Origin of the sequence: Thiocapsa sp. (assembly GCF_011390875.1) — a bacterium.
Lineage (GTDB): Bacteria > Pseudomonadota > Gammaproteobacteria > Chromatiales > Chromatiaceae > Thiocapsa.
This window is the reverse complement of the sequence record NZ_JAABRP010000060.1, coordinates 1-24,311: the sequence shown is the minus strand read 5'-3', so window position 1 is coordinate 24,311 and position 24,311 is coordinate 1. Positions and strand designations below refer to the sequence as shown.

General features: G+C 63.2%; 24 protein-coding genes. 13 read left to right on the top strand and 11 right to left on the bottom strand.

Annotated elements, in window-relative coordinates; genetic code table 11:
• From GPT33_RS06785 to GPT33_RS06765, 5 genes are all read right to left on the bottom strand, one after another.
• A partial coding sequence (locus tag GPT33_RS06785; protein WP_296806689.1) for an efflux RND transporter permease subunit occupies positions 1–428 on the bottom strand: 428 nt, incomplete at its 3' end.
• Positions 425–1,504 carry an efflux RND transporter periplasmic adaptor subunit gene (locus tag GPT33_RS06780; RefSeq protein WP_296806688.1) on the bottom strand — a complete coding sequence of 360 codons (1,080 nt, stop codon included), beginning with the start codon at positions 1,502–1,504 and terminating at the stop codon, positions 425–427. The genes GPT33_RS06785 and GPT33_RS06780, both read right to left, overlap by 4 nt.
• A 186-nt stretch (positions 1,505–1,690) precedes the next feature.
• Positions 1,691–2,113, bottom strand: a complete 423-nt coding sequence (locus tag GPT33_RS06775; RefSeq protein WP_296806686.1) for a SufE family protein — start codon at positions 2,111–2,113, stop codon at positions 1,691–1,693.
• 49 nt (positions 2,114–2,162) lie between these two features.
• Entirely contained in the window at positions 2,163–2,489 is a 327-nt protein-coding gene (locus GPT33_RS06770; protein WP_296806693.1) for an iron-sulfur cluster assembly accessory protein, read from the bottom strand.
• A 136-nt stretch (positions 2,490–2,625) separates the two neighbouring features.
• On the bottom strand, positions 2,626–3,288 hold the full coding sequence (locus GPT33_RS06765) for an LON peptidase substrate-binding domain-containing protein (RefSeq protein ID WP_296806684.1): 663 nt from the start codon (positions 3,286–3,288) through the stop codon (positions 2,626–2,628).
• Between the two features lie 452 nt (positions 3,289–3,740).
• Here GPT33_RS06765 and egtB point away from each other — a divergent pair, with 452 nt between their 5' ends.
• Both egtB and egtD read left to right on the top strand, forming a co-directional pair.
• Positions 3,741–5,051 (top strand): ergothioneine biosynthesis protein EgtB, encoded by a 1,311-nt coding sequence (egtB, locus tag GPT33_RS06760; RefSeq protein ID WP_296806682.1) that lies wholly within the window; start codon positions 3,741–3,743, stop codon positions 5,049–5,051.
• Positions 5,048–6,118: an L-histidine N(alpha)-methyltransferase gene (gene egtD / locus GPT33_RS06755; RefSeq protein WP_296806680.1), complete on the top strand. Its 1,071-nt coding sequence runs from the start codon at positions 5,048–5,050 to the stop codon at positions 6,116–6,118. Before egtB ends, egtD begins: the two co-directional genes overlap by 4 nt.
• Positions 6,119–6,221: 103 nt before the next feature.
• Here egtD and GPT33_RS06750 read toward each other — a convergent pair whose 3' ends face one another.
• The 3 genes from GPT33_RS06750 to GPT33_RS06740 form a co-directional block, all read right to left on the bottom strand.
• Complete coding sequence (locus GPT33_RS06750) at positions 6,222–6,734, bottom strand: hypothetical protein (RefSeq protein ID WP_296806679.1); 513 nt, start codon at positions 6,732–6,734, stop codon at positions 6,222–6,224.
• 125 nt (positions 6,735–6,859) lie between these two features.
• A complete protein-coding gene (locus tag GPT33_RS06745) occupies positions 6,860–11,083 on the bottom strand; it encodes a hypothetical protein (protein WP_296806677.1) in 4,224 nt (1,407 codons plus the stop codon).
• A gap of 252 nt (positions 11,084–11,335) precedes the next feature.
• Positions 11,336–11,938: a hypothetical protein gene (locus tag GPT33_RS06740; RefSeq protein WP_296806675.1), complete on the bottom strand. Its 603-nt coding sequence runs from the start codon at positions 11,936–11,938 to the stop codon at positions 11,336–11,338.
• Positions 11,939–12,238: 300 nt separating this feature from the next.
• Here GPT33_RS06740 and ppc point away from each other — a divergent pair, with 300 nt between their 5' ends.
• The 9 genes from ppc (at position 12,239) to sbcB (ending at position 21,680) form a co-directional block, all read left to right on the top strand.
• The gene (ppc, locus tag GPT33_RS06735) at positions 12,239–15,031 is read left to right on the top strand and encodes a phosphoenolpyruvate carboxylase (protein ID WP_296806674.1); all 2,793 of its coding nucleotides are present in this window, start codon (positions 12,239–12,241) and stop codon (positions 15,029–15,031) included.
• Positions 15,032–15,309: 278 nt separating this feature from the next.
• Positions 15,310–15,438, top strand: coding sequence for a hypothetical protein (locus tag GPT33_RS06730; RefSeq protein WP_296806672.1), 129 nt, complete (start codon positions 15,310–15,312; stop codon positions 15,436–15,438).
• A complete protein-coding gene (locus tag GPT33_RS06725; protein ID WP_296806670.1) occupies positions 15,438–16,346 on the top strand; it encodes a 5-bromo-4-chloroindolyl phosphate hydrolysis family protein in 909 nt (302 codons plus the stop codon). Before GPT33_RS06730 ends, GPT33_RS06725 begins: the two co-directional genes overlap by 1 nt.
• 212 nt (positions 16,347–16,558) lie before the next feature.
• Complete coding sequence (locus GPT33_RS06720) at positions 16,559–17,767, top strand: toxic anion resistance protein (protein WP_296806668.1); 1,209 nt, start codon at positions 16,559–16,561, stop codon at positions 17,765–17,767.
• Between the two features lie 248 nt (positions 17,768–18,015).
• Entirely contained in the window at positions 18,016–18,285 is a 270-nt protein-coding gene (gene rpsP / locus GPT33_RS06715; RefSeq protein ID WP_296806665.1) for a 30S ribosomal protein S16, read from the top strand.
• A 46-nt stretch (positions 18,286–18,331) separates the two neighbouring features.
• Positions 18,332–18,841 carry a ribosome maturation factor RimM gene (rimM, locus tag GPT33_RS06710; protein WP_296806664.1) on the top strand — a complete coding sequence of 170 codons (510 nt, stop codon included), beginning with the start codon at positions 18,332–18,334 and terminating at the stop codon, positions 18,839–18,841.
• Positions 18,842–18,914: 73 nt separating this feature from the next.
• Positions 18,915–19,664, top strand: coding sequence for a tRNA (guanosine(37)-N1)-methyltransferase TrmD (gene trmD, locus GPT33_RS06705; RefSeq protein WP_296806691.1), 750 nt, complete (start codon positions 18,915–18,917; stop codon positions 19,662–19,664).
• Between the two features lie 21 nt (positions 19,665–19,685).
• Complete coding sequence (gene rplS / locus GPT33_RS06700) at positions 19,686–20,030, top strand: 50S ribosomal protein L19 (RefSeq protein ID WP_296806662.1); 345 nt, start codon at positions 19,686–19,688, stop codon at positions 20,028–20,030.
• Positions 20,031–20,225: 195 nt separating this feature from the next.
• On the top strand, positions 20,226–21,680 hold the full coding sequence (gene sbcB, locus GPT33_RS06695; protein WP_296806660.1) for an exodeoxyribonuclease I: 1,455 nt from the start codon (positions 20,226–20,228) through the stop codon (positions 21,678–21,680).
• 156 nt (positions 21,681–21,836) lie between these two features.
• Here the strand turns inward: sbcB and GPT33_RS06690 are convergent, their stop codons facing one another.
• The 3 genes from GPT33_RS06690 to petA all read right to left on the bottom strand — a co-directional run bounded on the left by GPT33_RS06690 (position 21,837) and on the right by petA (position 23,442).
• Positions 21,837–22,016 carry a DUF2892 domain-containing protein gene (locus tag GPT33_RS06690; RefSeq protein ID WP_296806658.1) on the bottom strand — a complete coding sequence of 60 codons (180 nt, stop codon included), beginning with the start codon at positions 22,014–22,016 and terminating at the stop codon, positions 21,837–21,839.
• A gap of 124 nt (positions 22,017–22,140) precedes the next feature.
• Entirely contained in the window at positions 22,141–22,827 is a 687-nt protein-coding gene (locus GPT33_RS06685; protein ID WP_296806656.1) for a Crp/Fnr family transcriptional regulator, read from the bottom strand.
• A gap of 21 nt (positions 22,828–22,848) precedes the next feature.
• Positions 22,849–23,442 (bottom strand): ubiquinol-cytochrome c reductase iron-sulfur subunit, encoded by a 594-nt coding sequence (petA, locus tag GPT33_RS06680; RefSeq protein ID WP_296806654.1) that lies wholly within the window; start codon positions 23,440–23,442, stop codon positions 22,849–22,851.
• Positions 23,443–23,648: 206 nt separating this feature from the next.
• Between petA and GPT33_RS06675 the strand changes: the two genes are divergently transcribed.
• Both GPT33_RS06675 and GPT33_RS18880 read left to right on the top strand, forming a co-directional pair.
• Positions 23,649–24,014 (top strand): DUF134 domain-containing protein, encoded by a 366-nt coding sequence (locus tag GPT33_RS06675; RefSeq protein WP_296806652.1) that lies wholly within the window; start codon positions 23,649–23,651, stop codon positions 24,012–24,014.
• Positions 24,015–24,137: 123 nt separating this feature from the next.
• The coding region (locus tag GPT33_RS18880) for a PAS domain-containing protein (protein WP_363929110.1) at positions 24,138–24,311 on the top strand (174 nt) is incomplete at its 3' end.

The following is a 24,311-nucleotide window of genomic DNA, read 5'->3' as shown; positions in this document are numbered from 1 at the left end:
AGATTGAGCCACATGATCACGTCTTCGTTGCTGTCGACCTTCTGAATATTCGGAGGGTCCGCCTCGGCGGGCAGCTGATCGAGTACGGCCGAAACGCGATCGCGGATATCGTTGGCCGCTCCGTCGATATCTCGGTCGACGTTGAACTGGATGGTGATCGCCGAGCGCCCGTCCTCGCTGACGGATTCGACCGTGCGGATACCCTCGACCCCGGCGATGCGGTCCTCGATGAGCTGCGTGATCCGCGTCTCGACGACGTTCGCCGCGGCACCCGGATAGACGGTTTCGATCGAGACGACAGGCGGGTCGATGTCGGGATATTCGCGCAGCGGCAACCGATCGAATGCGACCAGCCCGAAGGCGACCAGCAGGAGCGACAGGACGGTGGCGAGAACAGGCCGGGTAACCGAGATGTCCGACAGGATCATGCGGCAGGCTCCTTCACCGCCGGCGTATCGATCGGGGCGTCATCCGTGCTCAGGATCTCGACAGGTTGTCCCGGCCGAACCTTGAGGTGGCCGTGCACGATGACGCGATCGCCTTGCACAAGTCCTTCGCGGACCTCGACCTGACCCGGCTTGCGCGCGCCGATGCGCACTTCACGGCGCTCCGAGGTCAGACCCTCATCGCCATCCACAACAAGCTGAACAAAGTGATTCTGGCCCTGATGCAGGATTGCGGCCTCGGGCACGACCAGTGCGTCGCGTGGATCGACCAGAAGCTCGACCCGCATCAGCAGGCCGGGCTTGAGCGTGCGCTCCGGGTTGGGGATGAGCGCGCGCACCTGAAGGGAGCGGGTGACCGGGTCGACGCGACTGTCGACACCCCGCACCACACCCTCGAAAGTACGATCCCCATAGGCCGCGGCGCGTGCCTCGATTCTCAGCCCCGGCGCAAGCGCGTTCATGAAGACGCTCGGGACCGTAAAATCCAGCTTCATAAAGCTGTCGTCGTCGAGCGTCGTAATCGTATCGGCCGGCTCGACCAGAGTGCCGCGGCTGACGTTGCGCAGGCCCAGCACGCCGTCGAACGGCGCCTTGATGAGGCGGTCGGACAGGCGCGACTCGATGGCCACCAAGACGGCACGGGCCGTGTCGAGGTCACGCTTGCGCTCGTCGAGAAGCGACTCGGATGCCGCGCCTTGTGCGACCAGCGCTTTCACCCGCTCGTACTGCCGATCCGCCTCGCCCACCCGCACCTGTGCCTCGTCGAGCAAGGCGTGCTGCTCGACGCTGGTGAGCTCGACCAGGATGTCGCCCTCCTTGACCCGTTGGCCGTCGTCGAAATGGATCGCCGAGATGGTCTCGGTGACGTTCGCGGTGATGTTGACCGATTCGTTGGCCTTCAGCGTCCCAAGTGCTTCGACCCTTTCGGCCCATGGTACGGATCGGACTTCCGCGACCAAGACGGCCACGGCCGAGGCGGGATTCGGCGCCGCCAGGGTCGCGGCCGCGACCAAGGGTAGGACGGTGAGCAGACGGATGGTGGGTCGCAAGGAGGGCATGCATCGAATCCATGTTGTCGGGCGGACGTGCGCCCGGCGGCACCATGTCCCATGCCGGCTCGCCGCGCAGCGACTCGTCCGGAATCCGACGTCACGGATGGGGGCAGGTGCCGCCGAGATGCGACGATCCCGGGCGCGTGGCGTGTCTGTGCAGTCACCAAGAACCAAGCAAACGACGCGCGGATCTCAGTGGACCGCTGATCTGGCCTGGCCCTTCATCTTGTTGACGATGGCATAAACACCGACATGCCGATTGGGGCTCAGATGCTCTTGGAGCCGCAGCGCCTCGAACAGTTCCTCGACATCCAATGCCTCGATCTCCTCAGGACGTTTTCCGGAGAAGAGTCCGACCAGCAAAGCGACGACCCCTTTGATGATCGCGGTGTCGCAATCGCCCATGAAGGCCAGATGTCCGGGTTGGTCCGGGATGGGGTGTGCTGCCGTGTGTACGAGACTCATGCACTCGATGACACGGTTGTGGTCGGTCTTGTCCTCGGGCGGCATCGGCGCCAAGCGTTCGCCGATCTCGACCAGGTACTGATAGCGCTCGTCCCAGTCGCCGAGAAGCTCGAAGTTCTCGAGGATCTCGGTCATTTCATCGTTGAGCATGATTACGGACCAATCCAAGTGGACACTGAAAGATCGCTCCGAACGCGATTCAGACGCTGAACGACTCGCCGCAACCGCAGGTATCCTTCACCTTGGGGTTGCGGAACTCGAAGCCCTGATTGAGCAGGCTGGAACGCACGAAATCGATCTCCATCCCGTCGATGCGGCCGAGGCTCTCCTCATCGACGACGACCTTCACGCCATGGCTCTCGAAGATCTGATCGGCCGGATCGACCGCATCCGCGTAGTCGACATCGTAAGCGAAACCGGTACAGCCGCTTTTGCGTGTGCCGACGCGGAGTCCAACACCGTGTCCCCGCTTGCTGAGCATGCCGGCGACGTGTTTCGCCGCGGCTTCGGTCAGTGTTACTGCCATTGGTTTTGCCCCTTCATCATTAGACGACTCGACAGCCTTGGGAACTAAGCTCGGATCAGGGTTTTTCAACCCCGATCACATCGAAACATGTTTCTCGTCGGTGGCGTGGCCGCGCCGACCCCCGATCGGGCGCGACTCAGTGGCGGTGCTCGGCGGTATCCATGCTCGCTGCCGCGGACATGTCCAGGAGCCCCCGCATCAGCGCGGCCCGGTCTCCCGTCGGGAGGGTCTCGATCAACGCCTGTTTGTCCTCCGGGCTCAACGGGAGATGGGCACACAGAAGGTTCGTCAGGTCCTTGTCGGCCATCTGCTCGACATCGTCCCAGGGGACCTCGACCCCGCGCAACGCACAGTAGGCCTTCAGCGAGGTCAGGAATCCTTTGCGATCCGCAATCGGGGAGTCGCTTTCCTGAAAGTCCGCCGCGAACCGCTCCCAGTCTGCGCGAACCCGCCGATAGCCATGCTCCTCGGCGATCTCGCTGATGACTTGGAAGCGGCACACCCCGGTGAGGACCAGGACGATTCTGCCGTCCGTCGTCTCGCTGTAGGAGGTAATTCGACCTGCGCAGCCGATCCGGTGGATCTCCGGGACCTCCTCGGTCATGGTCTCGCTGGTGGGCTGAATCATGCCGATGAGATGGTTCGATGCCAATGCGTCCGTCACCATCCTGATGTAGCGTGGCTCGAAGATGTTGAGCGGTAGCTGCACGCCCGGCATGACCACGGCTCCAGGCAAGGGGAAGATCGGGATCTCGGCGGGCAAATCGGAGAACTTCGGAAAAAACGGGGTGCGGGTCATCGGCTGCTCCAGCGCCCGAACCCGCAAGAGGTTCCGGCGATGCGGTTGATCGATTGCGTCGTCAACGGGGTAGATGGGGTGTCGGTCGCACTTCCCTAGACGGGCGCGCCGTCAATCCGCAAAATCTTGTCTTCGGAGTCTTGCCGGGCGGCCCGATCGTCGAGGCCGGATCCGAGTCGATAGCGACCACGACCGGCGGCGGATCCGCCGATCTTCTTCGTCCCCACGCTGGAAATCCGGCGACCTGGACGCACCATTGCCTGCGAGCCAGTGATCGATGATCGCCGTTGGCTGCGCGCTGACCGGTGGTGGTGCGCCAAGCTTCCCCGATATCTCGGGCTCGGCGGTGAAGCATCGAGCGGTTCAGGTGGCCCCTGAACCCCGAGGAGTCGCCGCTTCGGCTGCACGTGTCTATGGAACCCGATCCGTCAACAACCGAGAGCGAGACTCGCATGTCTATTCACCCCGCTAGTGCCCACCGGAACGGCGCCGTGCGCGCGGATCTGTCGGGCGACTTCCGGCGCGTCCGCGCCCTGACCGAGCAGCTGTGCAAGCCGCTCGCGATTGAAGATTACATGCTCCAAACCCGGATCGAGACGAGTCCGCCGAAGTGGCATCTGGCCCATGTCTCCTGGTTCTACGAGACCTTCCTGGTGAGGCCCTTCCTGCCCGGCTACCGGGTCTTCCACCCGCGGTTCGAGTACCTCTTCAACAGTTACTACGAGCAAACCGGAAGCGGATTTTGGCCGCGACCCGAGCGCGGACTCCTGTCCCGGCCAACGGTCGCGGAGGTCTATGACTACCGGCGTCATGTCGACGAGGCGATGCTCAGGCTCATCGACGAGTGTGCGTCGGCCGATTGGCCGACCGTCGCACAACGCCTGCATATCGGGCTTCATCACGAGCAGCAGCACCAAGAGCTCCTGGTGACCGATATCAAACAGAACTTTGCCTACAATCCGTTGCGGCCCGCCTACCGCGACGACTTGCCGCACGCCCTGCCGGGCGACCCGGATCCGCTGCACTGGGTCGGTTTCGAGGGCGGGCTGGTCGAGATCGGTGCGGATCTACAGGGATTCTCCTACGACAACGAAGGCCCCCGCCATCGGGTCTTTCTCGCGCCCTTTTCCCTTGCCGATCGACCCGTGACCAACGGCGAATTTCTACAATTTATCGACGACGGCGGCTATCGCGACCCGGCCCTTTGGTTGTCCGACGGCTGGGCGACGGTCCGCAAGGAAGGCTGGCGCTCGCCGCTCTATTGGGAGGAGGTCGACGGCACCTGGCAGATCATGACCCTCGGCGGGATGCGCCCGTTGAATCCGGCCGAGCCGGTCTGTCACGTCAGCTATTACGAGGCCGACGCCTTCGCGACCTGGGCCGGCAAGCGGCTCCCGACCGAGGCCGAGTGGGAGCACGCCGCGCAGGATGTCGACATCGCGGGGAATTTTATCGGCGAGGGTTCCTTCCATCCGCAACCTGCCGTACGTACTGCAAAGGACCAGCGTGCAGGAGCGCTCAAGCAGCTCTTCGGCGATGTCTGGGAGTGGACATCATCCGCCTATCTGCCCTACCCGGGATATCGGGCGGCCGACGGTGCATTGGGCGAGTACAACGGCAAGTTCATGTGTAATCAGATGGTGCTTCGGGGCGGCTCCTGTGCCAGCTCGCAGGATCACCTCCGGGCCACCTATCGCAACTTTTTTTATCCCCAAGAGCGCTGGCAGTTCAAGGGATTTCGACTCGCGGAGACGACACCATGACCCAATTCAGCGCCTTGCAACGCTCAGCGACGGAGCTGTTCCCGCAGGAGACGACGGACCGGGAGGCGGCAAGTGCACGCCGCTCGCTGCAGACCCCCGGCTCGATCCGGTTCTTCGATTACCGACCGACCCCGGCCGACGTGCGCGCCGAGGTCTTGGAAGGGCTGGGGCTTCCGGCCAAGCGTCTATCGCCGAAACTCTTCTACGACCAGCGCGGCTCGCAGCTCTTCGACGCCATTACCGAGCTGCCCGAGTATTACCCGACGCGCACCGAGATCGGGATCCTGCGCGAATACGGCTCCCAGATGGCCGACCTGCTCGGCCGGGACAACGTTCTGATCGAGCTCGGAAGCGGCAGCAGTCTCAAGATTCAGACCCTGCTCGCCGCGCTGCAGCCCAGCGTCTACATGCCTGTGGATATCTCCAAAGAGCATCTGCTGGAGTCTGCTCATGCCCTGGCCGAGCGCTTTCCGGACCTGTCGATCCGTGCCGCCTGCGCGGATTACTCGGCCCCCTTCAAACTCCCGTTGGAGCCGGACTGGACCGACTTGGCCGCCTTCTTTCCGGGTTCGAGTATCGGCAATTTCGATCCCGAAGAGGCGCGGCGTCTCCTCGGGCGTGTCGCCGGCCTGCTCGGTGCCGGAGGGCGATTGCTGATCGGCGTGGACCTGCCGAAAGATCCAGCGATCCTGAATGCAGCCTACGATGACGCCCAAGGCATCACTGCGGCTTTCAACCTGAACCTACTGACCCGGATCAATCGTGAGCTGGACGGTCACTTCGACCCGAATGCCTTTCGCCATCGGGCCTTTTTCAATATCGAGCGCAGTCGCGTAGAGATGCATCTCGTCAGCCGGATCGAGCAGCAGGTCGAGGTTGCGGGAGAGCGCTTCGATTTTCGTGCCGGAGAGACGATTCATACGGAGAATTCGTACAAGTACGGAATCGACACCTTCCATCGGCTCGCCGGTGCGGCCGGTTTCGTCGCCGAGAAGGTCTGGACAGACGAGCAAGGTCTCTTCAGTGTGCACTGTCTGCGAGTCGGGGAGGAGCGCTCGGGGAGTTGATGTTGTCGCTCGAGATGCGGCGCCGCACCTGCGGCTCCTGCGTTGCATCTCGAGGGCTCGCGGGGTGGGGGCGGTTCGAAACACTGTCCCATCGCCCCATCGGTTATCTGACGATCGCGCGCGTCGAAATGCGCCGTGAGGGTCCGGATAGCACCGTCCCCAAATCGGTCGAGATGAATTCGACCGAAGATCCGTCCGGACTGATGTAGACATCGTAATGAAACCCCCCGGTGTACATCACCCGGCCGCTGCAATCCCCGTCGATGTCGTAGGTCCCCGTGAAGCGATAGGATTCTCCCGTATCGCTGTCGGTCGCCATGCCGACGATGTTTCCACGACCGTCGTATGTTTCCAAGCCGGAGGATCGGTAGGGCTCGCCCTCCCAATACCCTTCTTCCCGATACTGATAGGTTCCGATCATTGACCGTGGCGAGCAGAACCAAACCGGTCTTTGCGATAGAGCCATCTCGTCGAGCTGTTCCGTTTGCACGGCGCTCTCCTGAATCCGCGGCTCTTGCTCCACGCCCGTCACGTTTCGCCTTGCAAAAGTTTCGGCCGAATAGCTCGTAGCGACGAGTGCGGTACACACCGCGAGGATCATATAAGACTCTTTCATCGTGGTCACCCCGTCATGTCTTGAGATGGTGTGTCGGGTATCGGCCGGACTTGACCGACCGAGCGTCAATGGCGCAATGAAAACGCTCGATAAGGCGCGAGAGGCTATTCGGCATTGGGTCGCGCTTACTGTCGCCGGGTCCGTGCGAGACAAAAGTCGGGGGGATCCACGACCTTTGGGTTGTAGCACTCGGGGCCGGCGAGATCGGCATCGGCACGCTTCCAGTCAACGTCCCAGTCGCTCGAACGGCGGAAACACAGAGGCGACGGGCGATGCCCGCCGTCGGCTTGCAGGATTCCGCCGAGATTGTCCGGATGAAAGGTCGACGGCATGGTGAAGCGCACCCCGTAGCATCCTCCTTGCGGGCAGTCCAGGTCGCGGCCGGCCCACGAACAGATCGGCCCCGATTGCCCGTTCGTTCCGCCGAGGCATTCCGCATAGAGCTCGGGGTCCGAGTCGAGCAGGCTCTGCGAGCAACCGCACGAGGTACCCGTCCAGGTGCAGAAGCTCTCCGGTTGGCAGGCGTCGGCCCCTGCACGCTGGTAGGCCGTCGCGAACTCGGGAAACTCCATCCCCAACTCAAGCGTCAAGGTCCCGTCTTTGGGGTCATAGCGCTTACGCCAGCCTTGGGGCCAGGATCCTTCTTGAAACGCGAGCAGCTGTGACTCGAGCCCTGTCCTGACCATGACCACGGATCCCTCGACCTCGGCCCGGTCGGCGCCTTGGCCGATGTAGATCTGATAGGTCTGTCGCGTATCGGGCTTGGCGTAAACGAGGAATAAGTAATAGTCGCCTCCGGGCTGGAACGTATTCAGGTTCACGGCGCCGGCGGCCCGTTGGGTGCCGGCGTCCATCGTGGTGTCGATGTAGTACAGGCCCTTGTTGGCGGTCAGGTTGTTTCGCTGCCACATACTCTGCTGCATCATCCGGATCTGCGCGCCCGGACGGTTGGCCTCGGCCTCCGAGCCGGTGATGAGCTGTCGATACATAGGGATCCCGTAGCAGAGCTGGTTGGCGCAGTCCTTGGCCCAATCCTGCGCGTTGCAGTCGCGCTCCGCACGCCCGATGTCGGTCTGATTGGCCGCGCAGCCCGGGTAGATCACGCTGGTCACGTGTTGGTAGGGGCTCGTCTTGGCGGTGCCGTCGGAGAGACACTGAACGGCCTCGACCGGTGCGCTGAAGAAGGGATCCAGATTGACTGAGATGGTATGGGCCAGCCCCGTCATCGAGCCGTCGTCGTCGTTGAGAACCGTCTGGCGATCGATGTCCGTGAAGTTGTCGAACATGGCCTCGTTCCAATTGCAATAGGCGGATCGCGCGGAGGTCTTATCCGTCTTGAAGCTGTCGGGCTGGAACAGCGGTTGGATCACGAAATGACGGATATCGACGTTGTTGAAGTAGAGATCGTTGGAGTGGAATGCCGGTGGATAGTAAAAGCCGTTGGGTTGTTTCCAACCGATCGCGGCATTCGGCAGGTAACAGTCGCTCCCCGTGCCCGGGATACCGAGTGTGCGGCCATACATCCAGCCGCTGTTGAAACAGCCGCTGTGTCCGCCGATGCTCGGATCGTCGTTGGGACTGCAGCCGCTCAAGGGTGTCGTCGTGATATCCAGATAGGCGTTGGACTCCTGCTGCGCTGGACCGTCGTAGATGTTGAACATGCGTTGCATGACGCCGAAGTTGCTCAACGGCATGCTGATGCCCTGATCCCGGGAGAGGCAATAGTTGGACGCGATCTGGTTGTCGCAGGACGCGCCGTCCGGATTGAACGGGCCGGCATGATCGGCGTAGGGGTTGTAGTGCAGCGGATCCTGCGCCTTTGTGGGCTGAGTGTTGCCGATGAGCGCGCTCTTGCGCAAGAGCATCCAATGGCCGCGGATGGCCGAGGAGCGCGTATAGTCGCCGCCCGTGACGAAGGTCAATCCGGCATTCTGCGTATCGGTCAGGACGCTGTCGGTCACGAGATACCATTGCGGGCGAAGCCAGATGGCGGCGAAATTGGTTTCGGCCCAGTGGAACGAGGAGGTATAGCGGTCGAGCACCGTCACTTGACAGTTGGTTTCGACATTGTCGTTCGCGCATTTCTTCACCCCGCTGCAATCGAGCGCGCCGGTCGCGGGATCGGCCACCACGGCGCCTGTCGCCGAGGCATCGCAGGTGGTCGCGAAGCGCTGTCCACCCGGATCCACGAGCGGATAGTAGTCATCGGCGATCGGGTTCTTGGTGGGCGGCACCGCCGGGTTGTCCAAGGGTTTGCCGAGATCGAGGAGGCGGGCGGGTGCCAATGGATTGGGTATGGAATTCAGCACGACATCGATGGGTGCACCCTTCTGCGGTGCCGATACGGGAAAGCGCGGGCCGTCGACGCCGAGGCAGGCCGTGGTGTCGCCGACGGTCTGAAACGAGGTCATTGCCGTGGAGCAATGGTTTCCGCGAAAGCGCATCAAGGGCGTCGTGCCGGCTTTTCCGATGCCGTCCTGCATCGAGGCATAGGATTCCCACCGCATCTGTTGCGACATGCCGCTGTTGGCACCCGGCACCAGCCAATAACAGGCCCCGCAGGTACCTGCGCCGACGGCCATGTTGCCTTGGAAATCGTTCCAGCCGTTCATGATCCAGAACACCGACGGATGGTCGAAGTCCGAGTGGTAGGGAAAGACCTCCGCACCGCGATAATCCGGCTGCTGGTCGATGTCCGGCGTCAATTCCGGGGAGGCGAGGATGCCGGGGACACGGCGTGGGTTCTCCGCATTGTCGACCGCCGCCCGCGCGGAGATCCCGATGTTGGCATAGATCCGGTTGTCGGTCTCGGTCCCCTCCTCGAGGTAATAGCCGTGACCGATGGAGCGGTAGCCCACGTTGCGGGCCAAGGTGAGGTTCTGGGTGGCGTGCAGCACCGCCCAACGGGTCATTGAGTCGTGGATGGAGCTGTCCTTGACGAAGCTGTCGGCGGGGAGCCTCCGCGCCATATGGAAATGCACCGGGTAGTGCCCCATGCGGCCGCCTTGACCGAGTTGACCGAACTCGACGCCCTGAATCTGGACCTGTTCGACACCCTGACGCACGATCGTGTGACCGCCGAAATAATACGGGTGTTGCTCGCCGGGCTGCTCGGTGGAATCCACCAACACCGAAGGGTCCGGAAAGGGTTCACCGAGGGCGTCGCCGGCGGACAGGATGCGGATGCTGCGGCTGAGCAAGGCGACGGCGGCCCGGGTATCCGCCGCCGGCACACCCTCGACGTTGATGGCGAGATCCAGACGGCTGATCCCCGGATGCGACGCCTCGCCGAGATCGTAGAGGGTTCCGCGATGAAAATGCCGAACGCAGGGCGCGGGTGCGCCTTGGTCGACACAGTCGTTGCGCACCCGAATGGTCCGGGCATCGATGATCTGTGCGATCTCCAGCGTCTCGGAATGCCCCGGCATGTAGTCCGTCGTCGTGACCACGAGGCGGTCGCCGACCTGCCAATCGACGGGTCGATCAAGATGTAAAAGGTCTTCTCCGGGATCCAAACCGTGATCGCCGGAATCGGCCGGATCGGTGGAGAGCCGGACCCAGCTGGTGCCCGAATCATCGGGTGCCATGGTCGCGTCGTTGCTCGCTCCTTTGTCCCCGAAGAGCCTCAGTGTTCCGCCGTAGGAGACCGCGAGCACCTTGTAGCCGAAGAAGCCGGAGGTGCCGTCCGCATCCACCCCGCCGTCGTACGGCAAGGGATGGTAGCGATAGAAGTAGTCGCGCACGCCGCCGGGAAGATCCCGTTTTTGCGCGTCCGAGCCATTCCAAATGTCGCTCGGGACCCCGCAAGGCCCGACCTCGGGCGTCATGGGCGTTTTGCAGGTAATTCCGACACCGCCGCCGCCCATGGTATGCCCGAACGGCGCGGCTCCCTGATCACGGCCATACAGATAAAAGGTCAAGCGCCCGCCTTGACTGCCGATGCGCTCCCCGGCGCCAGGCCCGCCGGCGATGAGCGCGCCATCGTTCTCGACGAGGATGGATCGCGCCCAGAAATCGACGACCGAGTCGGTGAACTGAAGGGTGCCGCCACTGTGGACATTGACATCCCGATAGCGATAGATCCCGGGGCCGACACGACAGGGACCCGTCACCTCCAAGTCCTCGCCGTCGCCCGGACCCAGGTCGCCCGAGTTGCAAACCGCCGCGACTGCGCCTTGACCGAGACTCAGGCTCAGACCGAATAGGCCGAGAAGGATGCGACCGACGAGGGCACTGAACCGCGCGGATTGCGGCTGCTTCGCAATCACCGAGCGCAGGCGTGCAAGCTCCGGTTGATCTCCGACACCACGAGCACCGTTCGTTGTCTTGGGTGTGGCCGTCTCGGTCATTGTTGGGTCTCTTGGTCTGCGCGACGTGCACGGCTTCCCGAAATGGCATGCGCGTGATAACTCAAGGTAGCTCAGTATCGCGCGTACTACCGACATTCCGGTCTCTGCGTCATGTGTGGATGTCACGACGTGGACTCGATGCGGTCGGCGAAGGATCGGGTACTCGACGCCGGTGCAGCGTCGGCCGATGCAGCAAGGCTCGGCGAGGTGGCCGCGCCGAGCCGAGCCGAGCCGCTCTTTATCGGCCTAGGGTCATTGCGAGCCGGGTCGGGTGTGTCTTGGTGCACTCGCGCGCTCGATACTGGCCGCAACCGCGCTGATGTAGGTGACCGTGACGCTGTCTCCGGCCCTCACATCCGCGAGCAGCGCGGGGTCCCGTACGTTGACGGTGACCGTATTCTCGGGGCCTCGCACCGTGACCTTGGACTCGGCGGCATTCACTGCTTCGACGATTCCGACAAGCGTGATGGTTTCTTGGATGCTGCCTGCCGGCAGGCGCCCGCCGTCACGATCGACCTCTCTGGTGGCGACCGCACCGGGCGCGGCCGCCGCAGCGTCGCCTTTTTGCAGATCGATCGCGACGGCCTCGACATAGTCGATCGTCAGCGTGTCGTCGATGCGGACCTCGTCGAGCCGTTGTACCTCGCTCGGCACGCGAATGACCTGAAACACCCCGTCGGGCTGACGGATGGTCAGCATGCGGGTTTGCGGATTGACCACCACCACGGTGCCGGTGACCTCTTTCGTCATCGCTCCCGCAGCGACCGGGACACCCCCGGTTTGGGCTTGGGCCGAGAGCATGACCGGGCCGAGGATCAGGGTGCCTGCAAGTGTCATCAGCGCAATTTGTTTCATGTCGATCTCCTCGTTGTGGTTTCTATTGGGGTTTGCTCGGGGCTTAGGACGGGCTTGTGTGTTGTTCTTGCCCGACCTCGGGCACGGATGAAGCTAAGTTAAAATCAGGATGTACACAAGCGTCGAGGACAACCCCTGCGGGTCGCCGCTCGGAAGACTGTCCATGACCGGGTGTGAAAGATGTCCCCGATGGTCCGCGGGCCTTTTGTCGGTCGGGCTCCGGCAAGGTAGTATCCGGGACTCGATCAACACCCTTCCGTGGCCGCCTCCTACATGGTCGCGGGTACAGAGTAACGCCCGATGAACGATGTTCCGAAAGACCAGGCCCTGGAGCGCGATGTCCAGCTCTTCACGGCACTGCTCGGCGAGGTGCTGCGCGAGCACAGCCGCAAACGCGTGCTGGTGATCGTGGAGCGTCTGCGCGATGGCTTCATGCAGCTGCGTGAAGGCGACGACCCCGAGCTGCGCGAGAAGCTGATGAAGCGGATCGAGGGGTTGGACGCTCAAACCCTTTCGGAGGTCATCCGCGCCTTCAACATCTATTTCGGACTGGTCAATACCGCCGAGGAGTTGAACGCCTATCTGGCCCGCATGGATCTGATCTCGGCCGGGCAGCGGCTCTGGGTCGGCTCCTTCGACGATATGGCGCGCGGGCTCAAGGACGACGGGGTGAGCCCGGAAAACTTCCAGAGCCTGCTCGAGCACCTGATCTATCTTCCGGTCTTCACCGCCCATCCCACCGAGGCGAAGCGACGGACGACCCTGGAGACCTTCCGCCGGATCTTTCTGGTCGGTCAGGATCTGCACCGCAGCAAGCTCAACGACGAGGAGCTCGAGGACCGACTCCAGGAGATCCTCACCCAGATCCAGATCCTGTGGAAGACCGACGAGGTCCGAATCCACAAGCCGCAGGTCACCGACGAGGTGCGCCAAGGGCTCTACTTCTTCCGCGAGTCGCTGTTCGAGGCCGTGCCGCAGGTGTATCGCTTCCTGGAGAAGGCGGTTCGGCGGGTCTATGGGGCGCAGTGCGGGATCAGGGTTCCGAGCTTCATCCGGTTCGGTTCATGGATCGGCGGGGACCGCGACGGCAATCCCTTCGTCAAGCCCGAGACCACCGAGCTTGCCGTTCGTATGCATGGCGAGCTGGTCCTGGAGCTGTATCTCGAGCGCATCCGCAAACTCCACCGCATGCTCAGCCATGCCAGCTCCATCTGCCAGCCGTCGCCGGCCTTCATGGACAGCCTGGATGCCGACGAGGACTATTGGGTCGACACGATGGGCCAGAGCCTGCGTCGCTATGTCCACGAGCCCTATCGACGCAAGCTGGCGATGATGGATCACCGTCTGAGTGCCAATCTGGAGCGAATCCGCTCGCGAATGACGGGACGGTACGATCCGAACCAACCGGACGGTTACCCGAGCGAGCGCGACTTTATCGCCGACCTTCATCTGATTCGCGACTCGCTGCAACACCACGGCGATGCCAACGCCGCCGCCGGCCCCTTGCAGGACCTCATCCGGCTGGCCGAGACCTTCGGCTTCCACTTGGTCCATCTCGACATTCGCCAGGAATCGGTTCGCCATACGGAGGCCGTGACCGAGCTGTTCGCCCGCCAAGCCGGTGCGCCCTACTATCAGGCCTTCGACGAAGAGCAGCGTCTGATGGCCTTGGCGGAGGCCATCGCCCATCCGCACCCCTTCGTGATCGACAAGGCGACCTTGACCCCGGAGACCCGCGAGACCCTGGAGGTCTTCGAGGTGATGGCGCGCATGCGCGCCGAGATCAGCGAGAGTCTGTTCGGTCAGTACGTCATCTCCATGACCCATTACGCCAGTCATGTGATGGAGGTCATGCTGTTGGCACGTCTCGCGGGGTTGGCCGGCAAAGACCGCCAGGGCTGGTTCTGCAAGATCCAGATCTCGCCCCTGTTCGAGACGATCGACGACCTGAATCGCATCGGCGAGGTGATGGGGCGGTTATTCCGGGATCCGGCCTACAGCGCGTTGCTGAAGGCATCGGGCAATCAGCAGGAGGTGATGCTCGGGTATTCGGATTCCTGCAAAGACGGCGGCATCCTGGCCTCGAGCTGGCGTCTCTACGAGGCGCAGCGCAGCGTGATTCAGCTCGCCGACGACGAGGGCGTCTCCTGCCGGCTCTTTCACGGACGCGGCGGCACGGTCGGGCGCGGCGGCGGACCGACCCACGAGGCCATCCTCGCTCAACCCACCGACACGGTGCATGGCCAGATCAAGCTGACCGAGCAGGGCGAGGTCCTGTCTTATCGCTATGCGAATCCGGAGACCGCACGCTACGAGCTGACGCTGGGAATCAGCGGGCTCATCAAGGCCAGTCGCTGTCTGATCGAACCGCCGCCCGAGGACCGCAAGGACTATCTCGGCATCATGGACGAGCTTGCCCGCTACGGCGAGGAGGCCTATCGGAAGCTCACCCAGGAGACCGAGGGCTTTCTCGATTACTTCTACGAGTGCACCCCGCTCGACGGAATCGCTCTGCTGAACATCGGCTCGCGCCCGTCACATCGCAAAAAGGCGGACCGCTCGTTAAAGTCCATCCGAGCCATCCCTTGGGTCTTTGGATGGGCCCAGTCGCGTCAGACCTTACCCGCCTGGTTCGGCATCGGCTACGCCATCGAGCGGTATCGCGGAAACGATCTCGAGCGTCTCGTGAAGCTCCAGAAGATGTATCAAGAATGGCCCTATTTCCGCGCACTCTTGTCCAACACCCAGATGTCGCTCTTCAAGGCCGAGATGCATATCGCGCGTGCCTATGCCCGTCTCGCCGAGAACCAGGAGCAGGCCGAGGCGATCTACGGCATCATCGAGGCCGAGTACGAGCGCACCTTGGTCCAGGTCATGAACGTCGCCGGTCTGCGTGGTTTGATGGAGGAGACGCCGGATCTGCAACGCTCCCTGGCGCGTCGCAACATCTATCTGGATCCGTTGAATCATATCCAGGTCTCGCTTCTGGAACGTTATCGTACCGAGCGGGACGAAGAGAAACGCGAGGAATGGCTCGACCCTCTGCTGCGCTCGATCAATGCGATTGCTGCGGGGATGCGAAACACGGGCTGAAACGGGTCCGATCCCGATCCAAGGATCAACGGGGATTTTGGATCTGAGATAGACTGTGGACACCTCGCCGGACCCAAGCAACGACGGGAATCCCATGGGCTCGGTTGCCGAACTGTACGCGGCATTTACAAGCGCGCCGGGACGCGTGCGCGGGTGATTGCCTCGTCCTTCGAGCCCAGTCGCAACATCTTGCTGATGTGGCCGATTCTACTCATGTTTGCACAGGTCGGCGCGATGGCTGCCCTGGTGAAGCTGCTCTGATCGGGGAGATCCGAACGATGCCCGAACAAACGCAAATCGGACTCAAGACGCCGACGAAACCGCCGTTTGGGGTTCGTCTGCTGGGTGGCGTCTTGCTCACGTTCAGCGTGGGCTTGGTGTCCTGTCAGGCGATGTTTGTCCTCTAATGACCGACTCCGAGAACACGCCTCCCGAGCAGCGCCGAACCCTGGGTTTGACCGAGCTGATTCTCGGGATCAAACCGGATCGGAACCCGAACGCGCCTGCGCCGGCGAAGCCCCGGGCGAAAGGAACGCTCCTCTTTGTGCTGCCGATCCCCATCCTGATCGGTGCACTGATCGGCCTCGGGGCAGGGCGGTTGGATGTCGTGCTCGCCGACGGTGGTATTTTCGCGCTCTTCATGGCGGCGGCGGACCTGACCCGACGTGGATTGAAGGCCGAGTCTGCGCAACAGATCCTGCGCTTCACCCGTCTGCAGCGGGTCCCCCTGAAGACCATCGGCGGGCTGCTCACGGGTCTGGCAACGGCGCTTGCCGCCGTGGTCTCGGTCCAACAGGGCCTCGGGCTCGGCCTCGCCTATGCCGCGGTCGCTATGCTCGGGTTTCACCTTCTATACGGCTTCGAGCCGCTGGGTCGCCCGCGCGCATTCGCGACAAACGACGAGCGCGCGCGCAAGGTGGCGGCGGCCTTGGAGGAGGCCGAGCGCAAGCTGATCGATCTGGACCGCGCGGCGAAGACCATCGCCAATCCGGAGCTGAAGATCCGCCTGCAACGCATCGGCTCGCAGGGCCGGTCGATCCTGAATCAGATCGCGGATCGGCCGACCGACCTGTTTCGGGCACGCAAGTTTTTGAGCGTCTATCTCGACGGTGTCCAGCAGGTCGCCGACGGTTACGCACGGACCCATCGGCTGGCGGATTCGCGCGAGTTGGAGCAGAATTTTCGTAATGTCCTGGTGACGGTCGAGCAGGTGTTCGACGAGCAACATCAACGGCTTCTGAAGACCGATGTGATGGACCTCGATATCCAGATCGAGGTGCTGAAGAAGCAGCTCGAGCGCGAAGGGATTCAGTAGCTAAACCGCGCCGTGGGTGACATTCGAGGTTTCCGCGTCGGTCTCTCGTCGCGGCGATCAATGGCCTCGGTGGGGCGCGGTTTAGAATAATATATTTTTTAATATCTTAAACCGCGCCGGCTCCAGCGGTCTTCACGTCTGCCGGGGCCGATCCCATCCAAAAACAACGCATACCGCGTCGGGCGCGGTTTAAATCGATTGGGAGAGATTGAGTGAGCGAGCGAGATCGAGGTGATGCGGCGGCGATGGATCCTCACGCACAGGCGCAAGCGACGGGCGTTCGGCCTGCGCCGACAGCCGACCCTGTCACGGAGCTCGCTATCGCCGCTTCGCCGCGTGCGGAGGAGCGGCCGCTCATGGTCGGCGAGGAGGCGCAGGTGCCGCAGATCAGCGAGGCGCAGCTCGGGCGGCTGCTCCAAGAGCTGGATCTGAACGACACCCACTCCATCCTCTTCTTCGGCTCCAAGGCCCAAGAGCGACTCACCGAGGTCTCGGACCAAATGCTCGAAGGCGTGCGGGCCAAGGACGTGGGTCCCGCCGGGGCTGCGCTGAGCGAGATGGTGACGACGCTCAAGGGGTTTCGTGTCGATGATCTCAATCCGAACCGTAAGCCCGGCTTATTGGCGCGTCTGACCGGTAAAGGTCGGCCTGTGGTCAAGTTTCTGCAGGAGTACGAGGCAGTCCGCGATCAGATCGAGACCATTTCCGGACAGTTGGAGCGACACAAGACCAAGCTCCTGACCGACGTTACGTCGCTCGACCGGCTCTACGCGGCCAACTTGGACTATTTTCGGACCCTGGAGCAGTACATCGCGGCAGGCGAGGCGAAGCTTGCGGAGTTGGACGAATCGACCATTCCCGCGCTGGCCGCGCAGGTCGCCACCAGCACCGACATGGTCGAGGTGCAGCGCCTAAAGGATCTGCGCGGCGTCCGCGATGAGCTGGATAGGCGCGTCTATGACCTGAAGCTCACGCGGCAGGTGACGATGCAGGGTCTACCCAGCATCCGTATGGTCCAGGAAAACGACAAGGGTCTTATCAACAAGATCAACTCGACCCTGGTCAACACCGTGCCTCTGTGGCGCCAACAACTGGCCCAAGCGGTCACCATCTATCGATCGGGCGAGGCGGCCGACACCATCAGGGCGGCCACCGATCTCACCAACGATCTGCTGCGCGCCAATGCCGATAATCTCAAATCGGCCAACGCCGAGTCGCGCCGCCAGATCGAGCGCGGCGTCTTCGACATCGAGGTGGTCAAGCACGCCAATCAGACGCTGATCGAGACGATCGAGGAGAGTTTGGCGATCGCCGACGAGGGTAAGCGCGCCCGTGCCATCGCCAGCCAAGAGCTCGAGCGTCTCGAGGCCGACCTTCGCCGAACCCTGACCTCGGCAAGCGCGCGCCGATCCGATGGGTAGAGTGTGCGGATGGAGCGGAGCGCCGCGTGCTTGCCGGCGGAGCGCTTCGGCGACCGAGTTCCCGGACCCCCACACGACGTTCACTTCGCCGTGTCGTCCGGATCAAAGCCGATACTCGGTCGATGCAGCGCCGCGATCTCGGCCTGACGTGGGATAACCACTTCCATTTCTCGCCGGATTCTGTATATTTGCGCGTTTACCTGCGGGCCATTCCCGCAACGTCAAATCGTCTGGGTCCAGGACAGCACATGGTTACGATTCGTTTGTCTCGGGGTGGTTCCAAAAAGAACCCCTTTTATCAGATCGTTGTCGCCGACATCCGCGCCAAGCGTGATGGACGCTACATCGAGCGCCTCGGTTTCTTCAATCCGCTCGCCAAGGGCGGCGAGGTCGAGCTGCGTGTCGATCGTGAGCGTGCACAGCATTGGATCGAGCGCGGCGCTCAGCCGACGGATCGCGTCAAGCAGCTCCTGAAGCAAGCCGCTCGCGAAGAGTCGGCAACCGCGGTCGCCGCTTAGCCCGAACGAACGCACCAGGCGAAGCCGACTCGAACCGCCCCGATCGATGGCCGGACAACCGGATTCGACGCGTATCGTCGTCGGACACATCGCCGGCGTGTACGGTGTACGCGGATGGCTGAAGGTGATGTCCGAGACGGATCCGCCGGACGGCATCCTGAGCTATTCTCCGTGGCTGCTCGGCGCAGACGCGACAGCCTGGACGGTGACCGAGGGGAAACGGCACGGCAAGGGGCTCGTCGTCAGCCTTCGCGGCTGCGTCGACCGCGACCGAGCAGCTGCACTCGTCGGGCAAGATATTGCCGTCGTCCGGGATCAGCTTCCGCCCGCGTCGCCAGATGAATTTTATTGGGTCGATCTCGAAGGACTCTCGGTCGAGACGACCGAGGGCGTTGCACTCGGCTCCATCGACCATCTCTTCGCGACCGGCGCAAACGATGTCGTCGTCGTCAAGGGTGACCGGGAACGGCTGCTGCCCTTTATTTGGGGCGCCGTGGTCAAGGATGTCGATTTCGAGCAGCGCCGGATGCTGGTGGATTGGGATCCGTCGTTCTAGCGCCTCGGCTCCGACATCCTCGACGGCGCCTCATGCGTGAGATGCTCCGCTGTGATCGGTGCCGTCATCCGTGATGCGCTTCGATGTCGTCACCCTGTTTCCGGAACTGTTCGGGGTCTTGCTCGACCAAGGCGTGACGGGGCGAGCCCTGATCCGCGGTGTGGCCGAGATGCACCTATGGAACCCGCGTGACTTCACGCACGATCGGCATCGTACCGTCGACGACCGCCCCTACGGTGGTGGTCCGGGGATGTTGATGAAGGTCGAGCCGTTGCGCGACGCCATCGCCGCGGCGCGCGCGGACGCACCGGATAGTCGGGTCGCTTACCTTTCGCCGCAGGGCAGGGTATTGGACCAGGCGGCGATGACGGAGCTGTCGCGCCGGCCCGGCTGGATCCTGGTCGCCGGGCGTTACGAAGGCGTCGACGAGCGCTTGATCGAGGGCCATGTCGACGAGGAATGGTCGATCGGCGATTACGTCCTGAGCGGCGGAGAGCTGGCGGCCATGGTGGTGATGGATGCGGTCATTCGACTGCTTCCCGGTGCACTCGGGCATGCCGACTCGGCCGAGCAGGACTCGCACACGGACGGGTTACTTGATTGCCCGCATTACACCCGACCGCCCGAGATCGAAGGGCGCCGGGTGCCCGAAGTCTTGATCGGCGGCGATCACGCCGCGATCGCGCGCTGGAGGTTGCAGCAGGCCCTCGGGCGAACCTACCGGCGTCGCCCCGATCTGTTGGAGCGGCGCGGTTTGAATCCGCACGAGCAGGCGCTGCTCGATGAATTTGTCCGGTCGCATCACGAGGATGAGGCCGGTTGAGAACAGGAGCCGAAGGAAACCATGAGCAACATTATTCTCCAGCTCGAACAAGAGCAAATGAAGGCCGAAGTCCCGGAGTTCTCCCCGGGCGATACCATCGTTGTCCAGGTCCGCGTGAAGGAAGGCGCCCGCGAGCGTCTGCAGGCCTTCGAGGGCGTGGTGATCGCCATCCGCAACCGCGGCCTGAACTCGGCCTTCACGGTTCGCAAGATGTCCCACGGCGAAGGGGTCGAGCGCGTCTTCCAGACCCATAGCCCGGTGATCGCCGGCATCGAGGTCAAGCGCAAGGGCGACGTGCGTCGCGCCAAGCTCTATTACCTTCGAGGCCGCACCGGCAAGAGCGCCCGTATCCGCGAGAAGATTTAAACCGCGCCCGGTGCGGTATGCGATGTTTTTGGATGGGATCGGCCCCGGCAGTTTTGACGACCGCTGGAGTCGGCGCGGTTTAAGATATTAAAAAATATATTATTTTAAACCGCGTTCCCACAAAGGTCGGAAAAATCTTCGAGCCCGACACACGATGATCACGACGCATTTCACTCCGGACGCGGTTTAAGGCGCGTGGCCGGTCGCCCGAACGCGCCGACCTTTCTCTGGCACGACTACGAGACCTGGGGCTCGGATCCGCGTCGCGACCGGCCGTGTCAGTTCGCCGCTGTCCGCACGGACGCCGATCTCAACGAGATCGGCGATCCGATCATGTTCTTTTGTCGTCCCTCGACCGATCTCCTCCCGCACCCCGAAGCCTGTCTCATCACCGGCATCTCACCCCAACTCGCCGAGCGCGAGGGGATGATCGAGGCCGAATTCGCCGCCGCCGTCAACGCCGAGCTGAGCGTCTCCGGAACCTGCGGGGTCGGATACAACAGCATGCGCTTCGACGACGAGGTCACGCGCAACCTGCTCTATCGCAACCTGCTCGACCCCTATGCGCGCGAGTGGCGCAACGGCAACTCACGCTGGGACCTGATCGATGTCCTGAGGCTCGCCCACGCCCTGCGCCCGGGCGGTCTGCAATGGCCGCCGCGCGAGGACGGCACCACGTCGTTCAAGCTCGAGCATCTCACCGCCGCCAACGGGATCGACCACGGTCAGGCCCACGACGCACTCGCGGACGTGCGCGCGACCATCGCGCTTGCGCGCCGCCTGCGGCAAGCTCAGCCCAAGCTGTTCGACTACGCACTCACCTTGAGGGACAAGCGGCGCGTGCGCGAGCTGCTCGATCGAGGCGTTCCACTCCTGCATGCATCGGCACGCTATTCGGCCGCCCAAGGCTGTATCGCGCCGATCCTGCCGCTCTGCGCCCATCCGCTCAACGGCAACGGGGTGGTCTGTATGGATCTGCGCGCGTCCCCGGACCTGTTGATCCATCTCTCCGCAGACGAGCTGCGGACCCGACTCTTCACCCCGGCCAGTGAGCTTCCAGAGGGTGTCGAGCGGGTCCCGTTGAAGACGATTCACGTCAACCGTTCGCCGGTTCTGGCCCCGATGAAGACGCTCGAACCCGAGGCGGCGGCGCGGTGGTCGATCGATCCGGATGCGGTCGCCGATCATGCGCGCAGGTTACGCGAGGCCGCGGCGGCGATCGAGGAGAAGGTCCGCGCCGTCCATGGCGCCCCCGATGGACCGATCGAGACCGACCCCGACCTGATGATCTACTCGGGCGGTTTCTTCTCGGACGCCGATCGGCGCGCCATGGACGCGATCCACAGACTCGACCCCGCCGAGCTGAGCGAGCATGCGCCGAGCTTTCAAGACCCGCGTCTCGGCGAGATGCTGCTGCGCTATCGCGCCCGGAATTGGCCCGAGACCCTCTCCCCCGAAGAGCGCGAGGACTGGGATTTATTCCGCCTCGCCCGCCTCACGGATCCCGACGCAGGCGGCAGTATCGTGATCGAGCAGTTCGAGCAGTGTCTGAGCGAGTTGGTCGAGCAACACGCCGGTAATCCGGGCAAGCTTGCGATCCTCGAAGACCTCGCTGATTGGGCCGAACGGGTGCTCGACGCGGAGGCGTGAAGGGCTCGTGACGACGGCGCGGAGGGAGCGGGCGAGGGCGTGGCCGCAAGAATGTGCGCGGCCCGGAAGGGCTGTAGGGGCTTTAGGGTGACTTCAGTCGCCCTCTTTCGCTTGGCGACCGAGCGGGTCGTCCCGTCGGATGACCCGCGTGCGTGCCTATTTGTCGGTGTTCAGCTTGAGGGGCAGATAGACGGGGCACCAGCGCAAGAGCCCGGTGGCCAGGGGCACCAACCCGATGGCGCCGAGCCAATTCTGGGCATAGACGCCCCAGCCGATGATAACGACACCGGCGACAATACGGAGGGTGCGATCGAGTGTTCCGACATTCGGGGTCATAGGATGGTCTCTGTTGTTGTGGCGACCGGCGCGTTCAGCCGATCCGGTGAGGGTGTGGTGCAAGACTATTCCGAGCGCCCCGGCGATTCAGTGACTTTGTCACGAAGCGACGGATTGAGCCGGCTCAGCCCTCCCGCGCCCGCAGCTCGAGCGCCGGAATGTCCAGCAGCTCGATGAGGCCACGCGTCGTGCGCAGCAGTCCCTGCGACTCCAGACCCTTGAGAACGCGGCTGATGACCTCGCGGGACGATCCCAACTCCACCGCGAGAGCCTGATGCGTCATATGGATGCCCCGTCCCGAGGCCGTTTCCAGCTGTCCCAATAGATACGCGATCAGACGCTGATCCAGGCGCTGGAACAGCACCGCATCGAGAACGCCGAAGACCTCCTGCAAGCGGCTCGCGATCAGGCCGAAGATATATTCCCGCCATTGTTCCGAGGATGCCATCCAGCGGCGGACCTCGTGCGGCCGCACGACGACTGCCTCGACCGCGCTCTCGCACACGGCGAAGGCCGGAAAGGCCCGCCCGCTGAGGATGCAGGAGGTGGTGACCACGCAGCTCTCGCCCGGATGAACGCGATACAGGGTGATCTCCCGACCGTTTTCGCCGAGCTTGTAGACCCGCCCGGTTCCGGTCAGCACCAAGGGCAGCTGCGTGCACTGTGCGCCGTCGTGACAGATCAACTGGCCGACCGGAAGCCGGACCAATGCGACATGATCGAACACGTCGGCGCGGAACTCCTCCGGCGTCGCGTGCAAAAACGGGAAGGCATCGAGAAGCCGCTGGCGCTGCCAAGGATCAGCGATCATGTTCCGATCTCCCGGCCGAGATCAGCCCGGTAGACCATCCTCGCCGATGAGAAGCGTCGTATCGTCGAGATAGGTGTGTTTCGGGATGACCAGATTGGTCGGTGCCGGGACGTTCTTGAACACCCGCGCCGCCAGATCGAAGCGCGAGCCGTGGCAGGGGCAGAAAAAGCCGCCCGTCCAATCCGGGCCCATATCGTCCGGGGCGACCTCGGGCCGATAGATCGGCGAGCAGCCGAGATGCGTGCAGATCCCGATCGCGACCAGGTAGGCCGGCTTGATGGAGCGGTTTGCGTTTCGACAATACTCCGGCTGCTGCGCCACCTCGGAGGTCGGATCGACCAGATTCGGATCGTTGCGCGGCAGAGATGCAAGCATCTCGGGCGTCCGATGGACGATCCAGACCGGTTTGCCGCGCCATTTGACGCGCAACAGACCACCCGGCTCCAGGTTCGCGATATCCGCCTCGACCGGCGCTCCGGCGGCGCGTGCGCGTGCGCTCGGATTCATCGAGGCGACGAAGGGGACCAACGCAAAGCCCGCGCCCACGGCGCCCACCACACCGGTGGCGGCGACGAGGACGCGTCGTCTCGTCGTGTTCACTTCCTGCTCGCTCATGTCTGTCTCCGGACGGATACGCGCCGTACCGAGCCGATGCCGGGCGGGGCGCAACGTCGCTGGGATGAAAGTCGTATTCCGACTTGAGTGATCGGCATTGTCCCGCGTTCTCCAAGCACATGACCCTGATATCCGTCAATGTAAAACGAACATATGTGCGTTTTACTGGGCCCGCAAAACGGAACACTTCATCCTGTGGAGGCATGATGCCGGGTCGAAAGCGACGCGCCCGCTGTATCGGATTCGATCCGGGCTTTCTCTGTTTCAAACCCTGCGGTCGACCGGGACGGGGCCTCGAAACCGTGACGCTGCGCGCCGACGAGCTGGAAGCCATACGTCTTGCGGACCTCGAAGGTTTGTATCAGGACGATTGTGCCGTGCGGATGGGTATCTCGCGGACCACCTTCTCGCGAACCCTCGCACAGGCGCGCCGCAAGGTGACGGTTGCCCTGATCAACGGTAAACGCCTCGTGGTGGAGCCGACACAGGAGATCGAGAACGCGGCAGGCGCGGGAACCGGGGCGGTCGTTCCATCGGATCGGCCGGGGAACGAAACAGGGCACGGGGTCTGAATCAGGCTTGAGCCGGGGGCGGCGGTCCAAAAACCAACTCAGCAACTAGGAAATTGTCCCGGCAACGCTATAGTTAAGCGATGCAGGCTGCCTGCCGTCGCGGCGGCCTGAGGAGGGCGTTCGATGGTTGCGAACCACACCGATCTCTGGAATGCCGATCTCCCGGATGCACTCATGTTGCTCGACGGAACCGGCAGGGTGTGCCGTTGGGGCGCCGGGGCGCAGCAGATGTTCGGTTACAAAGCTGCCGACGCCGTGGGTATGCCGCTCGATGCGCTCATCGCCATTCCCGACGGT

Bases quoted from the DNA above. Each gene is read 5' to 3' on its own strand.
- GPT33_RS06780 (WP_296806688.1), bottom strand. From the start codon at position 1,504: ATGCCCTCCTTGCGACCCACCATCCGTCTGCTCACCGTCCTACCCTTG.
- GPT33_RS06775 (WP_296806686.1), bottom strand. From the start codon at position 2,113: ATGCTCAACGATGAAATGACCGAGATCCTCGAGAACTTCGAGCTTCTC.
- GPT33_RS06770 (WP_296806693.1), bottom strand. From the start codon at position 2,489: ATGGCAGTAACACTGACCGAAGCCGCGGCGAAACACGTCGCCGGCATG.
- GPT33_RS06765 (WP_296806684.1), bottom strand. From the start codon at position 3,288: ATGACCCGCACCCCGTTTTTTCCGAAGTTCTCCGATTTGCCCGCCGAG.
- egtB (WP_296806682.1), top strand. From the start codon at position 3,741: ATGTCTATTCACCCCGCTAGTGCCCACCGGAACGGCGCCGTGCGCGCG.
- egtD (WP_296806680.1), top strand. From the start codon at position 5,048: ATGACCCAATTCAGCGCCTTGCAACGCTCAGCGACGGAGCTGTTCCCG.
- GPT33_RS06750 (WP_296806679.1), bottom strand. From the start codon at position 6,734: ATGAAAGAGTCTTATATGATCCTCGCGGTGTGTACCGCACTCGTCGCT.
- GPT33_RS06745 (WP_296806677.1), bottom strand. From the start codon at position 11,083: ATGACCGAGACGGCCACACCCAAGACAACGAACGGTGCTCGTGGTGTC.
- GPT33_RS06740 (WP_296806675.1), bottom strand. From the start codon at position 11,938: ATGAAACAAATTGCGCTGATGACACTTGCAGGCACCCTGATCCTCGGC.
- ppc (WP_296806674.1), top strand. From the start codon at position 12,239: ATGAACGATGTTCCGAAAGACCAGGCCCTGGAGCGCGATGTCCAGCTC.
- GPT33_RS06730 (WP_296806672.1), top strand. From the start codon at position 15,310: ATGCCCGAACAAACGCAAATCGGACTCAAGACGCCGACGAAACCGCCG.
- GPT33_RS06725 (WP_296806670.1), top strand. From the start codon at position 15,438: ATGACCGACTCCGAGAACACGCCTCCCGAGCAGCGCCGAACCCTGGGT.
- rpsP (WP_296806665.1), top strand. From the start codon at position 18,016: ATGGTTACGATTCGTTTGTCTCGGGGTGGTTCCAAAAAGAACCCCTTT.
- rimM (WP_296806664.1), top strand. From the start codon at position 18,332: ATGGCCGGACAACCGGATTCGACGCGTATCGTCGTCGGACACATCGCC.
- trmD (WP_296806691.1), top strand. From the start codon at position 18,915: ATGCGCTTCGATGTCGTCACCCTGTTTCCGGAACTGTTCGGGGTCTTG.
- rplS (WP_296806662.1), top strand. From the start codon at position 19,686: ATGAGCAACATTATTCTCCAGCTCGAACAAGAGCAAATGAAGGCCGAA.
- GPT33_RS06690 (WP_296806658.1), bottom strand. From the start codon at position 22,016: ATGACCCCGAATGTCGGAACACTCGATCGCACCCTCCGTATTGTCGCC.
- GPT33_RS06685 (WP_296806656.1), bottom strand. From the start codon at position 22,827: ATGATCGCTGATCCTTGGCAGCGCCAGCGGCTTCTCGATGCCTTCCCG.
- petA (WP_296806654.1), bottom strand. From the start codon at position 23,442: ATGAGCGAGCAGGAAGTGAACACGACGAGACGACGCGTCCTCGTCGCC.
- GPT33_RS06675 (WP_296806652.1), top strand. From the start codon at position 23,649: ATGCCGGGTCGAAAGCGACGCGCCCGCTGTATCGGATTCGATCCGGGC.